Origin of the sequence: Enterococcus sp. DIV1368d, assembly GCF_050542975.1 — a bacterium.
Lineage (GTDB): Bacteria > Bacillota > Bacilli > Lactobacillales > Enterococcaceae > Enterococcus_D > Enterococcus_D casseliflavus.
This window is the reverse complement of sequence record NZ_CP172939.1, coordinates 2,001,672-2,016,293: the sequence shown is the minus strand read 5'-3', so window position 1 is coordinate 2,016,293 and position 14,622 is coordinate 2,001,672. Positions and strand designations below refer to the sequence as shown.

Genomic DNA, 14,622 nt, shown 5'->3' with positions numbered 1-14,622 from the left:
CTACCACCAAAAAAAATCCCACACACTAGAAGTGAGTGGGATTTTCTTTAGTCAAATGAGCACGCGGCAATGCGGTCGAAAGCTTCTTTTAACAAGTCCAACGATTGGGTGGCAGCTAAGCGAACATAGCCATCGCCGGTCGTTTCTCCAAAGGCTTTCCCAGGGATCATCAGCACACTGGTTTCCTTTAATAATTTCTCGACAAAGCTGACAGAGTCCAACCCCGTTTGTTTAATGTTGATGAAGGCATACATGCTTCCTTTGACTGGGGATAAGGAAAGGAAGGGGATCTCAGCAACCCGTTGTTCAATGTAGGTCAGTCGTTCCTTAAAGACAGCAACCACTTGCGGCACGAGGGTATCATATTGATTCAATGCGTAAATACCTGCCCGTTGTGAAGGAGTTGGTGCCGAATAGGCGATCGACTCATTGATCAGTTTTGCCGTAAGATTGATCGATTCAGGTGCGATCATGTAACCGATCCGCCAGCCTGTCATGGCAAAGGCTTTTGAGAAACTGCTGAATGTGATGGTGTTCTCAGGTGCGAAGGCTGCCATCGGTACAAAGGTGTCATCAAAGCAAAAGGCTTCATAGACTTCATCTGAGAGGATTAGTAAGTCATGTTCAATGGCAACTGCTGCGATTTTTTCAAAAGTTTCTGGAGAAAAAACAGCACCAGTAGGATTGTTGGGTGAATTGATAATGATTGCCCGGGTTTTCTCAGTGATAGCGGCCTTTAAAACCTCGACGTCGATTTGAAAGCCATCTTTTTCAAAGGTCGGAATAAAGACTGGCACACCACCGACTAGTTCGACTTGTTGTTTGTAAGGCGAAAAGTACGGTTCGTGAATAATCACTTCATCACCGGGATCAATGATGGCAGCCAAAGCTAAGTACATGCCATGCAATGCACCGACAGTTCCTCGTACTTGGCTAGGAGAAAAAGTAAGCTGGTATTGCTTTTGATAAAAATCAACGACGGTTTGGATAAAATCAGCACTGCCGTCTGAAGCGGTGTATTTTGTATGACCCGCTTTGACGTCAGCAAAAGCTGCATCAATGATTGTCGCATCTGTAATCAAATCAGGATCACCAATCGACAAATCAATCAAATTTGGGGTTTTCTTCGCAAGAGTGGCGATCTCCATTAAAAGATTTTCTTCTGGTTGTAAAAAACGTTCTGCAATCAACGGACGGTTCATTTTGTCATCTCCAATTTCTATAAAACTTTGCTTAAAAAATCCTGTGTCCGCGCATTTTGCGGATGCTCAAAGATCTGTTCTGGTGTTCCTTGTTCTTGAATGATACCGTCAGCCATAAAGATGACACGATCGGCGACTTCTTTTGCGAAGCCCATTTCGTGGGTAACGACGACCATCGTCATGCCTTTTTCTGCCAAAGCTTGCATGACCGTCAACACTTCTCCAACCATTTCTGGGTCCAATGCTGAGGTTGGTTCGTCAAAGAGCATTACATCAGGATCCATTGCCAACGCTCTAGCAATCGCCACCCGTTGCTGCTGCCCGCCAGAAAGGCTAGAGGGGTAACTATCCGCTTTTTCAGCTAAGCCAACTTGCTCCAGCAATCCTTTCGCTGTCTCTTCGGCAGCAGCTTGCTCTTGCTGTTTGACTTTGATCGGGCTGATAGTCAGATTTTCTAACACCGTTTTATGAGGGAATAAATTGAAGCTTTGAAAGACCATTCCCATTTTTTGACGAATCTGATCGATTTTCACCCCTTTTGCCAATAAATCATTGCCTTCGAAGGTGATTTTCCCACCAGTCGGCTGTTCAAGTAGATTCAAGCAGCGTAAGAAAGTACTTTTCCCACTTCCTGAGGGTCCGATGATCACAACGACTTCACCAGGTGTCACTTCAAGATCGATTTCTTTTAAGACGGTATTCTCGCCAAATGTTTTCACTAATTTTTCAACTTTAATCACTAGTTTTCATTCTCCTTTCAGCAACACCCAATAGACGTGAGAGGGCGAAGGTCAATACAAAGTAGATCAATGATACGATAACGTATGGTAAAAATGGTTTGAAGCTGGCCCCTTGAACGACGCCTGTTTGGAAAATCAGTTCAGACACACCGATTACCGATACGACCGAAGACTCTTTGATGACCGTGACAAATTCATTTCCTAAAGCAGGCAAGATGTTTTTGATGGCTTGCGGGAAAATGATGAAGCGCATCGCTTGGATCTGATTCATGCCTAATGAACGAGCGGCTTCCAGCTGTCCTTTATTGACGGCATTGATCCCAGCACGAATGATTTCTGCCACATAGGCGGCACTGTTTAGTGCTAAGGCAATACAGCCAGCAGCTAACTTCGAAAGCTCTAAGCCTAACACGCCTGTTCCAAAGTATACAATAAATATTTGTACTAACAAAGGTGTTCCCCGAACATATTCAATATAGACAGCGGCAATGACTTTCAATGCTTTTGACTTAGAAAGCTTCATAAAGGCTAACAAGCTGCCACCGATAGAGCCGAATAATACCCCAACCAAGGCTAGGAAGATCGTATAGCCAGTTCCAGTGATGTAAAAAGGCAGATATTTTTCCCAAAAGCTTTGCTCTTCATCGATCGTGCCTTCTTCGGTAAACATCAATCGATAGGCATCTTCTTTGTATTGGCTTAAAAGATCATTACTAATGATAGTTTCAATGGAGGAATTGAGTTTTTCCAGTAAAACTGGCGCTTCTTTCGAGATGGCGATCGCGGTCTCCTTCACGCCGTTTTCAAACGTGACATTTTCGGCTAATGCCAAGGTATCATTCGCCGTCACATAAGCTTCGGCGACGGGACCTTCCATCACGATCGCATCGATCTTGCGTGATTTTAGATTGGTGATCAAATCAGGCACCCTTTGCAAAGAGGTGACGGTCGAGCCAGTCAATTCTGTATTTGCCAGCTCTTCTTGTGTGGTTTGTCGTTGTGCACCGACAGCTACACCATCAAAATCAGCCGTCGATTGGAAACGATCCGCATCTTCTGCTCGAACCAGGACGGTCTGTTGGACTTCCATATAGGTATCAGTGAAATTGACTTCTTTACGGCGCTCATCCGTAGCAGCCATCCCAGAGATGACGACATCGATTTTACCCGTTTTTAGAGCCCCTAACAGCGCGTCGAACCCAAGCTCCTCAATTTTCAGATCGACCCCTAAGTCATCTGCAATTTTTTGGGCAATCGAGATATCGATCCCCACGATTTCATTTTTTCCATCAACATTGGCACGGAATTCATATGGTGCATAATCGGCAGATAAACCCACGACCAATACACCATTTTCTTTGACTTTTTCATAGATTGGATCGGTTTCTTCTGCATGTGCTTGTCCGACAAAGAAAAACGGCAGCAACGCTGTGATGATCCCCAATAAAACAGTACCCTTACTAAACCTTTTCATGTAAACGCCCCTTTAACTTTTTCTGTGCATCTATTAAAAATGCAAATAATAACTAATAAATGTATAAAAATACATATAAGTGATAGAAACTATCATAGCATAACATCAGTTGAAGTCAATAAGTCAGAGAAAAAAAGTCAAAAATTGTTGTAGAGCGTAAAACCATTTATTCAAATTATTTGCAATCCAAGGAAGAACAAAGTGGAGAAGGAACAGCAGCCATTTTCTATACACATCTATTTGAAAGGATGCTTAGAAAATAACGGATAGTGAAGAAAGAAAGCAGCTTCGCTTAAACGAGAAACAGGATCTGCAATGACAAAATAAAAAGTTGTCTGAAACAAAGCGGCAAAAACGAAACATAAGACATTTTTTGGATTTCTTGCGATAATAAAAGAGAAGAGGAGGCGATAGAGTGAAGGTCGTATTGATTCGACATGGTGAAAGCGAAGCAAATTTTGAAAATTACTGGACAGGCTGGCTAGATGTTTCTCTGACCGAAAAAGGCCGACAACAAGCTTGGGATGCGGGGGAACAGATCAAAGAATTAGGGATTTCCTTTGATTTTGCCTTTGCATCTGTGCTGCAGCGAACGATCATCACCTGCGATGCCGTTCTGGAAGCCAGCGATCAGCTTTGGGTCCCTGTGAAAAAAACATGGCGCCTAAATGAACGTCATTATGGCCAATTAGTAGGGGTCAATAAAGATGAGATGGTGGCAAAGTATGGAAAAGAACAGGTGCAAAAATGGCGACGTGGATATGATGAACCGCCTTTATATGTGGAGGAAAATGATTTAGACCGACGCTATGATTCTTTAGACCCTCGCTTGATACCTAAGGGAGAAAATCTGGGGATGGTGGTGGCGCGAGTAGTCCCATTTTGGCAAGACCAGGTGGTTCCGTTACTTAAAGATCATAAGAATATTCTCATTACTGGTCATGGGAACAGCTTGCGGGCGTTAGTCAAATACTTGGAAGACGTGCCAAAAGATGCCATGGATACGATCGATATTCCTAACGCACAGCCGATCATTTATGAGTTTGATAGCCAAGCAAACTTGATTGAACGGGCGTAATAACGAACATTTAAAGAATAAACCACATTTTCGTTTGATGTTACATCGAAAATGTGGTTTTGTTGTGCTATAATAAGAAAAATTTTATGAAAGGCGGGAGGATATGAAAGCCGTATTAACCGTTATTGGAAAAGACAAGGTTGGGATCATTGCTGGTGTTAGCCAGAAATTAGCAGAACTAGAAATCAATATTTTAGATGTGTCCCAAACGATCATGGAAGATTACTTCACGATGATGATGCTTTTAAACATGGATGCCAATCAGGATTTTGATGGTGTTCGTGAGGAGCTTCACCAAATTGGTCGTACATTAGGTGTAAAAATCAGCATTCAAAATCAAGAGATTTTTGATACCATGCACAAATTATAGGAGGCACTATGGAGACAAATCAAATACTTGAAACCATTCGCATGGTGGAAGAAGAAAACTTAGATATTCGTACCATCACAATGGGGATCTCATTATTGGATTGTATTGACGCCGACATTGATCGTACTTGTGAGAAAATTTTTCAAAAAATTACAACAAAAGCGAAAGATCTTGTCAAAGTCGGCGAAGAGATCGAAAGTGAATATGGCATTCCGATTATTAACAAGCGGATTTCGGTTACCCCTGTAGCGATCGTAGTGGCAGCTTGCCAGCCGACACCCGCAGACTGTATCAAAGTTGCGAAGACCTTGGATCGAGCGGCGCAAGAAGTTGGAGTCAATTTCATCGGCGGCTATAGCGCACTAGTAGAAAAAGGCTATCAAGGCGGCGACCTTGCATTGATCGAATCGATTCCAGAAGCCTTGGCTCAAACCAATTTTGTCTGTTCGTCGGTCAATATTGGATCAACGAAAGCTGGGATCAACATGGATGCAGTACGTCTGATGGGAGAAACAGTCAAGAAAACGGCTGAGGCATCAGATATGGGCTGTGCGAAGCTCGTCGTCTTTGCCAATGCAGTGGAAGACAATCCCTTTATGGCAGGGGCTTTTCATGGGGTCGGTGAAGCTGATGTGGAAATCAACGTTGGTGTCAGCGGACCTGGTGTCGTCAAACGTGCCTTGGAAAAAGTCAAAGGCGAGTCCTTTGATGTTGTGGCGGAAACAGTCAAAAAAACAGCTTTCAAGATCACGCGGATGGGGCAATTGGTCGGGCGCGTGGCTTCAGAGCGCTTGGGCGTTCCATTCGGGATCGTCGATCTTTCGCTGGCGCCAACTCCTGCAGTCGGCGATAGTGTGGCATTGATTTTAGAAGAAATGGGTCTAGAATCTGTCGGTACCCACGGAACGACAGCGGCTTTGGCCTTGTTAAATGATGCAGTAAAAAAAGGCGGCGTAATGGCATGTAACCATGTTGGAGGTCTGTCGGGTGCCTTTATCCCCGTTTCTGAAGATGCAGGGATGATCAAAGCAGTAGAAGCTGGTTTATTGAATTTAGAAAAACTTGAAGCCATGACGGCGATCTGTTCTGTCGGTTTGGATATGATTGCGATTCCAGGAGATACTTCTGCTGAGACGATCGCCGCAATGATTGCGGATGAAGCAGCGATCGGTGTCATCAACCACAAGACGACAGCTGTCCGAATCATTCCAGCGAAAGACAAAAAAATCGGCGACCGCATTGAATTTGGTGGATTATTAGGAACGGCGCCAGTGATGAAAACCAATCCTGCGCAGTCTACTGATTTCATTTTACGTGGGGGACGTATTCCTGCTCCGATCCATTCATTCAAAAATTAATTTGTACTCCTTTACTAGGAAAATATGATAAAATGACCTTTAAAAGACCGACCAAAATGCTGTCTTTTAAAGGTTTTTTAGTCATCTAACTATTTTTTTCATGCTTAAGGCGGATGTTTTATCATTTGAAATCGAATACAATGAAAGATAACACGATGAAAAGGGGTGGTAAAATGAAGAAAGTCTTCCAACTTGGGATGTTGGTTTTTGTTGGTTTGATGGGATTTTTTGTCCTTCAACCATCAATTGCCTTTGGACAGACATTTGTTCGTGATGATGCCGGGGTCCTTTCACAAGAGACGATCAAACAGATCGATGCTTTGAATAAAGAGGGCTTCCAATCATTGACTGGAGCGCCAGAATATGCTGTGATCACGATCCCTTCTTTAGATGGGCAATCGATTGAAGAGCGTAATTTGGAACTGTTCAATGAGTATGGTTTAGGAAATCCAGAGGACAATAATGGACTATTGTTTCTCTTTGCCATTGACGATCGTGAATTTCGTCTGGGTTATGGCGATGGACTATCCTATGTCTTCAGTGATCTATCGGAAGATGATTTAGTGGATGAAGATGCCAAAGACGCATTACGAGATGAAGATTATGATACAGCGATATTGGCAGCTTCTAATGAAGTCTATCAGCGAATGAAAGAAGCGGATGAAACGATTGGTTTAGGGACGATCTATCAAGATGGCAAGCAAATGTTAGCAGAAAAACAGGCACAAGAAGCAGAAGCCACTAAGCAGATGTGGTTCACTATTGGTAAAATCGTCAGTGGTGTCGTAGCGGCAGCAGCTGCAGGCCTTGTCGGGTTCATCAGTTTTCGCCATCTTAAAACCAAACGGCGTTTTGAAGAGCACCTGCCATTGCCGAAACATCTGTTAGAAGATAGTCACTTCCAACAGAAAGATTTCTTGAAATGGGCTAGCAATAGAAAGAACTATCAGCGTTACCATCAGTATCAGACAGCAAAAGATTGTCAACAAGCATTTACGCAGTATGTGACGAGGACTTATGTGCCAGCGAAATTGACTTCGGTCACTGGATTGTCGACAGCGGATAAACGAGTCATCCAACACGGCTTGACGAATCCAGCAATTGGCGCCTATTTTTCAAACTTGCTGATGAAGAAACAAACCACGGTCAAACATTTCGGTCAGGTGATCCTTACCCAACATGACACCTTAAAAACCTATGAAGCCCAATTAGGCAGGGAAGTGACTGAACGGATGGCAGACTACGATTTGACTGATGCGGTGTTACCCGAAAATCTGCCTTTAGCAGATGCTTATCGAGCAGAAATAGCCAAGCAAGCCAAAGAAGAGATCAGAAGACGCAATGAGCAAGGGCGATACTTAGCTCAACTTGTGACGGAAAAAGCGACCTATCCTGAGATGGTACAAGCCATTCCAAAAGAAGTTTCTGATGTTCTAGCGGAAGTGAAAACAGATGCCTTGTTCCAAGTTGACTTGAAACAGGTTTATCAAAATCACCCAGATTTAGCGAACAAATTATCCTCATTTGATGCTTCTGATCGAGCAGCCGTTTTGAATAATGCTCGCCAAGAGTATGACCCCCATGGTATGAATATGGCGTTGTTCTTTGTGATGATGAATAATCATGTGACCCATCAAGAACAAGTCATTGCCGATACGCAAAGTTCTTCGAATGATTTTGGCGGCTTTAGCGGAGGAAGCAGCAGCGGTGGCGGTGTTTCTGGTAGCTGGTAATTTTTCGTAAGGAAGAACGTTCATTGTTCTGCAATACATTCGCTTGCATGTAGGTTTGTGCAAGCGGAAGGATTGTATGGTCAATGGCGTTTTTTCTTGTAGAGGAAATCCCTTGATAAATAAGACAAACCAAACAAAGTGTGGTAAACTTTTTAGAGTTACTGAAAATGAATGGAACTTTCATTCATTTGAAAAAGGGAGAAAACGAGGGATATCATGTACCAATCTTACATATGGGATTTTGACGGAACACTTTACGACAGCTACCCAATCATGTTAAAAGCTTTTATCAAGACATTGAAGGAGTATGGCTTCGATCCAGATCCAGCGGAGATTTATTATATATTGAAAGATTCATCTTCCAAAAAAGTTGCTGAAAAATACAACTTAGATTTTCAAGAGTTCACTAAAGCATTCAAAGCAAATGAAGCGCTGGATGATCGTTTGCCGCTTTCCTTTGCAGGAACCAAAGAAACATTAGAAGCCGTGGTTGCTGCTGGGGGCAAGAACTACATTTTGACCCACCGCGATGTCGTCTCAACGAAAGAGTTGTTAGAAAAAGAACAGATGGCAGACCTGATCGTTGAGATCGTTGGCCCAGAAAACAACTTCCCCCGCAAACCGGATCCAACTTCCCTGATTTATCTTGTTGAAAAGTATCAACTAGATAAAGATCAGACTGTCATGATCGGCGATCGCACGATGGATGTTTTTGCAGGACAAGGAGCAGGTGTCAAGACGATATTTTATGATATAGAAGGTCTCTTAAAAGATGTATCTGCCGACCATACCGTCCAATCAATGGCTGAAATACAAGAAATCATTAAGTCTTGAGAAATCAAGGCTTTTTTTGTGGTAAAAATGTTCTTTCCTGTTCATTGATAACGATCATGAAGTTACTTGTCACAAAAGGTATGAGAACGTCGACTTTTTTTAAAATCGCTGGGTGAAATACCATAATAGGCTTTAAAGACTTGAAAGAATTGACTGCGATCAGAGTAACCTAACAAGATAGCAATTTGATCGATCGAATGATCAGTATGCAACAAGTATTCCTTAGCTTTTTTCATTTTTTGCATCTTGACATAATCAGAAAATTTCATGGATGTATTCTTTTTGAAAAATGTGGATAGATAAGTGGGATTGTAATGAAAATGACGTGCCAATTTTTTTAGTGTGATCGAATTTAAGTGTAGCTCAATATAATCAATGATTCCTTGAATATCCACCGATTCTTTTTTGAAAAGATTGCAGGATGTAATCATCTCGTAGGACTGGCTGATGTCTTCAATCATGATTGCCAAAAACAAAGTAATGATTCGAGGGTTTTTGTCTTTTTTTTGCCACTCGTAGTAAAAATTGTTGAAAGAGTTTAACGGTGAGGTGTCTCGGCTTTTAAAATATATGTAAGGTGTTTTCATTGGTGTCTCGTAAACGAATGGAAAGAAAAAAGGACTTACTTGTTCGTTATTTTTTAAGGCTGGAAAAAGATCTTTTTTAATAAATTTAGGTGGTGCTTGAATAATCATGATCACATCATTGTCTGACTGATCGATATGAAAAGGAATGGAAGGCGAGATCATTACGAAGTCATACCGATTGATTTTAATACAAGTATTTTCAATAAATAACGAACCCTGACCACTTCTTACATAAATAAAAATGGCCTCCTCGTAGTATTTTCTTTGAATCACTGTAGGGGAACCCTTCAATTTAGTCATTTTAAAGGACTGTTCGCCTTTAAGGGTTTGTGGCTGATTTTTTTTCTCCTCGTTCATTATATGCACCCCTTTGCTAATCTCTCCCACTCAGTACAGGTGAAATTATAGCAAATTTTAGAAAGGATAATTTTCGTTGAAAGCGCTTTGACAATATTGGAACATATGATGCCAAGAAAGTGTCATTTATGCTGATTTTTCGAAAAAAAAACACTCACTGAACCAAAGAATCCCCCTCGTTTCCTCACCATATACAGTCTATACTTTTCGTTATAGAAAACGATTTCAAAGGAGGTCATGAAAGAAGATGTCAGAAACAGTTTTAGAGCTTAAAGGTATCACTAAGACATTCCCTGGTGTCAAAGCACTTGATAATGTCCATTTCAAATTAGGCAAAGGCGAGATTCATGCACTGATGGGAGAAAATGGTGCAGGAAAATCAACCTTTATCAAAGTAATTACTGGCGTCCACCAGCCGGATGAAGGTGATATCTATCTTAACGGCAAGAAAGTATGTTTTAAAAATACCACCGAGTCAAGAGAAGCGGGAATTGCTGCCATTTACCAACACATCGTCGCATATCCTGATTTGACTGCTGCAGAAAATATTTTCTTGGGGCATGAGGTGACGAACGGTTTACTAAAAACACTTAACTGGAAGGCAATGAATGAGCAGGCGGATCGTCTTCTCAAAAGACTGAAAGCTAATTTTTCTGCAAAAGATCGGATGGGAGAGCTCTCAATCGCCCAGCAGCAGATCGTTGAAATAGCAAAAGCGCTCTCGCAGAAGGCCAATATCATTATCATGGATGAGCCTACTGCAGCTTTGACTGCTTCTGAAAGTGAAGAGCTTTATCAATTGGCGGAACGCTTGCGAGATGAGGGTAAGTCGATCATTTTTATCTCTCATCGTTTTGAAGACATGTATCGCCTTGCTTCAAAAGTCACCGTTTTTCGGGATTCACAATATATTGGATGTTGGGATGTGAACGGAATCGCCAACCATGATTTAATCGTGGCGATGGTTGGCAGAGAAATCAACCAACTCTTTCCAAAACAAACGCTGACTCCCAAAGAAGAAGTACTTCGTGTGGAGCAGCTGTCGAAGATTGGCTATTACAAAAATATTAATCTCAGTGTTCGAGCAGGAGAAATCGTAGCTCTGACCGGTTTAGTAGGGGCTGGAAGAACTGAAGTAGTGGAATCGATTATTGGAATCAGCCAAGCGGATCAGGGAACGATTTATCTGGATGGGGAAAAATTCGTTCCGAAAAATCCAAACCATGCGCTCTCTCATGGAATCGGTCTGCTACCGGAAGACCGTCAAAAAGAAGGGCTGATTTTAGATTTTTCGATCGGTGATAATATTACTCTTTCCAACATGCGAAAAATTAGCAATTCAATTTGGCTAGCGCCCAAAAAAGAAAATCAGTTGGCTCAGGAGTTATCGAATAAGCTGGGAATTAAGTGTCGAAGTATCTCAGATAAAGCTTCCACGTTGTCAGGAGGGAATCAGCAGAAAATCGTTGTTGCAAAAATGCTTACCTCTTCTTTGAAGCTGATCATTCTCGATGAACCGACGAAAGGAGTAGATGTCGGAGCTAAAGCGGCTATCTATGAAATTGTTAGCGATCTTGCTTCTAAAGGTTATGCAGTTCTAATGATCTCTTCGGAGATGCCTGAAGTTTTGGGCATGGCTGATCGTATCTATGTCATGAAGGAAGGGAAAATCACTGGCGAGATGTCAGTGGAAGAAGCCACACAAGAACGTATTCTGGCCCTTGCGATGATCGCCCAGGATGTTGAGAAGGTGTCCAGCAACTCTGAAAAAATAAAGGAGGTTTTGTAATGGAACTTAATGAGTTGCAAAAGCAAAACGGATTTGGTATCAAGCGATTAAAAGATAAACTTCCTAATTCACGGGAACTTGGATTGATCTTATTTATTTTAGTAGCATCAGTATTTATCCAAACTCAAAACAGCAGTTTTCTGACAATGGTCAATTTGACCGATATGTTGACCAACACTTCTATTTTGGCTATTTTGGCTGTGGGAATGATGATGGTTTTGATCACAGGCGGAATCGATCTTTCTGTGGGGGCAGTCGTTGCTTTATCTGGGATGTCCTCAGCGGTTTTTATCCGAGATTTTCCGAACATCCCGGTTATAGTTGCCGTGCTCGTGGGGCTTTTCGTGGGGCTTTTCTCAGGACTGGTCTTAGGCCTTTTGATTGCCAAAGGAAGGATCCTGCCGATTATTGCCTCACTGGGGATGATGAATGTCTATCGCGGTTTAACCTACATCGTTGGTGATAATCAATGGGTCAGTGCTTTTCAAATGACTGATGCTTTTAAAGAGATCGCAACAGGTTCATTTTTAGGTATAAATCATTTGATTTGGGCAGCTTTCATCGTTCTGGCAGTCTTCTATTATATTTTGAATTTTACTAGAAGTGGACGTCGCATGTATGCTGTGGGATCCAATGAAGAGGCTACGGCGATCACAGGGATCAGTAAAGAAAGAACGTTGATTCTTGTATACATGCTCAATGGTTTGCTTGCTGGCTTAGCGGGTGTTTTATGGGTCAGTAAGTTTGCTTCTGCACAAGGAGATACTGCTTCTGGGTATGAATTAAACGTGATTGCAGCTTGCGTATTAGGGGGTGTTAGTGTTAATGGAGGCGTAGGGAAAATTTCTGGCTTGATTACGGGGGCATTACTTTTCGGTATCTTGAATAATGCTTTGCCGTTGTTAAATGCGTCAACCTTTTGGGAGGATGCGATTCAAGGAGTGGTCATCGTTGCTGCTATTGTAATGAATGTATTAATGAAACGCCGGTCGGATGCTGCCGCACTGAAAAGGAGAGAATTGTAATGGCTAAAAGAAAAGAGACCGTTCCAGATTATGAAAAATCCCCATGGATGAGATTTCTTTTTTCTTGGGAATTTATTCTGCTTTTGATACTGGTGGGGATCCAGATAATGAACAGTATGATTTCACCAAATTATTTAAACGCAGGTTCCATAAGTACAGCGATGATGAATTTCCTTGATAAATCTTTTATGATTTTTCCTATGACGATGATTTTACTTCTGGGGGAGATCGATATCTCTATCGGTTCAACCGTTGCTTTATCAGCGGTCGGCATGGGACTGGTTTATCAGCAGACCGGATCTATGGTAATTGCCATCGTTGCCTGTCTTATACTGGCATCTGTCTGTGGTTTGCTTAACGGGATCCTCGTCAATTTATTTCCTGAGTTGCCAACGATGATCATCACTTTGGCAACGCTAACGATTTACCGAGGGCTTGCTTATATATTATTGGAGAATCAGTCGATCTCAGGCTTTCCGGATTGGTTCCAACAATTGGGATGGGGAAAATTAGGGGAGATACCGCTGATTGCTCTTGCCTTTGGTTTTACAGCAATTGTTTTTTGTTTGATTATGACGAAGACAGCTTTTGGAAGAGAACTATATGCGATGGGAAGCAACAAAAAAGCAAGTTTGTTTTCAGGAATCAAAACGAAAAAGAATCTTTTAATCGTCTATACACTAATGGGGGCTATGGCTGGAATCACCGCTTTATTTTTGTCTTCAAGAATGTCTAGCGTTCGGGCAGATATTGCCTCTGGTTACGAGTTGGAAGTGATTTCCATGTGTGTCCTTGGCGGAATCAGTACTAGTGGAGGCAAAGGAAAAGTTTTTGGGCCGATTTTAGGAACCTTTATCATTGGTTTCTTAAGGTATGGTTTGGGAATCATCAATCTGCGAGCGCAGACGATTACGATGATTTTAGGTGTATTGCTGATTATCAGCGTTTTAATTACTAGGTTTGATCTATCAAAAATCTCAACTAAATGGATGAAAAGAGGGACAATCAATGAAACTAAGTAAATGGATCGGTTTATCAATCGCCACAGCTGTCATGTTTTTAGCTGCTTGCGGCGATGGGCAGGAAAGTGCTGGAAATGTAGAGAATTCATCAGGAACTTACGCAATCGTGGCTAAAAGTGCTGGCAACCCGTTTAATGAGAAACAGATTGAGGGCTTCAAGATGGCGATTGAAGAGCAAGGGTATCAAGTCATTGAAAAAACACCAGATCAGCCCACGGCAGAGCAGCAGATCAATATAATTCAAGAGTTGATCACACAAGGCGTGGATGGAATCGCCATCGCAGCAAACGATGAGAACGCATTGCAGCCTGCATTAAAGCAAGCAATGGATCAAGGCATTGCTGTCACGAGCTTTGACTCTGCAGTCAACCAAGAATCAAGACAGGCTCATGTAAATCAAGCCGACCCGAAAGCGATTGCTGTTGCAATGATGGATGCTGTCTTAGATCTGGCAGGAGGAGAGGGACAATTTGCAATTCTTTCCGCCACCAGTACTGCCACGAATCAAAATACTTGGATTGCTGGGATGGAAGAACTGATGGCAGAAGATGAAAAATATGCCGGACTTGAGCTTGTAAAAATTGCTTATGGAGATGACCTGAGAGATAAATCTACTTCTGAAACAGAGGCATTATTGCAATCTTTTCCTGATTTAAGGGTGATCATGTCACCTTCTACCGTCGGTATCGCAGCTGCCGCTAAAGTTGTTCAAGACAAAGGCGTTTCGGACAATATTAAAGTCACAGGACTGGGGCTTCCTTCTGAAATGGCAGCATACATTGACAATGATGTCTGCCCATATATGTATCTTTGGAATCCTATCGATATTGGCTATATGACCGGTTATTTGTTGACAGCATTGGCACAAGAAGACATTAGCGGTTCCGTAGGGGAAACATTTGAAGCAGGAGATTTAGGAACGAAAGAAATCACCGAAGCACCTGATGGCGGCACAGAGTCCTTCCTAGGAGAGCCGTTCCGATTTGATAGCAGCAACATCGACGAATGGAAAGAAGTCTATTAAAAAAATAGCAAAAAGAGTGCTTGAGGGAA

13 protein-coding genes are annotated in these 14,622 nt (G+C 42.1%); 9 read left to right on the top strand and 4 right to left on the bottom strand.

All coding sequences use genetic code 11. The features are described from left to right. Positions 1–47: 47 nt before the first annotated feature. Genes IGJ44_RS09370 through IGJ44_RS09360 form a run of 3 tightly spaced genes read right to left on the bottom strand, consistent with a single transcriptional unit; the run spans position 48 to position 3,416 of the window. On the bottom strand, positions 48–1,202 hold the full coding sequence (locus IGJ44_RS09370; protein WP_430605655.1) for a pyridoxal phosphate-dependent aminotransferase: 1,155 nt from the start codon (positions 1,200–1,202) through the stop codon (positions 48–50). Between the two features lie 17 nt (positions 1,203–1,219). Further along, complete coding sequence (locus tag IGJ44_RS09365) at positions 1,220–1,942, bottom strand: amino acid ABC transporter ATP-binding protein (RefSeq protein WP_005230134.1); 723 nt, start codon at positions 1,940–1,942, stop codon at positions 1,220–1,222. Beyond that, a complete protein-coding gene (locus IGJ44_RS09360) occupies positions 1,935–3,416 on the bottom strand; it encodes an ABC transporter permease subunit (protein WP_005230136.1) in 1,482 nt (493 codons plus the stop codon). Before IGJ44_RS09360 ends, IGJ44_RS09365 begins: the two co-directional genes overlap by 8 nt. Before the next feature lie 415 nt (positions 3,417–3,831). On the opposite strand from IGJ44_RS09360, the gene IGJ44_RS09355 reads away from it, so the two are divergent. The 5 genes from IGJ44_RS09355 to IGJ44_RS09335 all read left to right on the top strand — a co-directional run bounded on the left by IGJ44_RS09355 (position 3,832) and on the right by IGJ44_RS09335 (position 8,789). After that, positions 3,832–4,494, top strand: a complete 663-nt coding sequence (locus IGJ44_RS09355; protein ID WP_074535257.1) for a 2,3-bisphosphoglycerate-dependent phosphoglycerate mutase — start codon at positions 3,832–3,834, stop codon at positions 4,492–4,494. Between the two features lie 103 nt (positions 4,495–4,597). Beyond that, positions 4,598–4,864, top strand: a complete 267-nt coding sequence (locus IGJ44_RS09350; protein WP_005230142.1) for an ACT domain-containing protein — start codon at positions 4,598–4,600, stop codon at positions 4,862–4,864. An 8-nt stretch (positions 4,865–4,872) separates the two neighbouring features. Then, a complete protein-coding gene (locus IGJ44_RS09345) occupies positions 4,873–6,222 on the top strand; it encodes a PFL family protein (protein WP_005230144.1) in 1,350 nt (449 codons plus the stop codon). Between the two features lie 140 nt (positions 6,223–6,362). Next, positions 6,363–7,955, top strand: coding sequence for a TPM domain-containing protein (locus IGJ44_RS09340; protein WP_167827115.1), 1,593 nt, complete (start codon positions 6,363–6,365; stop codon positions 7,953–7,955). A 216-nt stretch (positions 7,956–8,171) separates the two neighbouring features. Further along, a complete protein-coding gene (locus IGJ44_RS09335; protein WP_005230151.1) occupies positions 8,172–8,789 on the top strand; it encodes an HAD-IA family hydrolase in 618 nt (205 codons plus the stop codon). Positions 8,790–8,851: 62 nt separating this feature from the next. Here the strand turns inward: IGJ44_RS09335 and IGJ44_RS09330 are convergent, their stop codons facing one another. Next, the gene (locus tag IGJ44_RS09330) at positions 8,852–9,733 is read right to left on the bottom strand and encodes a helix-turn-helix domain-containing protein (protein WP_074535259.1); all 882 of its coding nucleotides are present in this window, start codon (positions 9,731–9,733) and stop codon (positions 8,852–8,854) included. A 247-nt stretch (positions 9,734–9,980) separates the two neighbouring features. Here IGJ44_RS09330 and IGJ44_RS09325 point away from each other — a divergent pair, with 247 nt between their 5' ends. From IGJ44_RS09325 to IGJ44_RS09310, 4 genes are read left to right on the top strand one after another with little or no spacing between them, the layout of a single operon-like run. Further along, a complete protein-coding gene (locus IGJ44_RS09325) occupies positions 9,981–11,522 on the top strand; it encodes a sugar ABC transporter ATP-binding protein (protein ID WP_074535260.1) in 1,542 nt (513 codons plus the stop codon). Beyond that, the gene (locus IGJ44_RS09320) at positions 11,522–12,547 is read left to right on the top strand and encodes an ABC transporter permease (protein ID WP_270290279.1); all 1,026 of its coding nucleotides are present in this window, start codon (positions 11,522–11,524) and stop codon (positions 12,545–12,547) included. Before IGJ44_RS09325 ends, IGJ44_RS09320 begins: the two co-directional genes overlap by 1 nt. Further along, on the top strand, positions 12,547–13,569 hold the full coding sequence (locus IGJ44_RS09315) for an ABC transporter permease (RefSeq protein WP_074535261.1): 1,023 nt from the start codon (positions 12,547–12,549) through the stop codon (positions 13,567–13,569). The genes IGJ44_RS09320 and IGJ44_RS09315 overlap by 1 nt, the downstream gene beginning before the upstream one ends. Further along, positions 13,556–14,593 (top strand): rhamnose ABC transporter substrate-binding protein, encoded by a 1,038-nt coding sequence (locus IGJ44_RS09310; protein WP_074535262.1) that lies wholly within the window; start codon positions 13,556–13,558, stop codon positions 14,591–14,593. The genes IGJ44_RS09315 and IGJ44_RS09310 overlap by 14 nt, the downstream gene beginning before the upstream one ends. Positions 14,594–14,622: the final 29 nt, after the last annotated feature.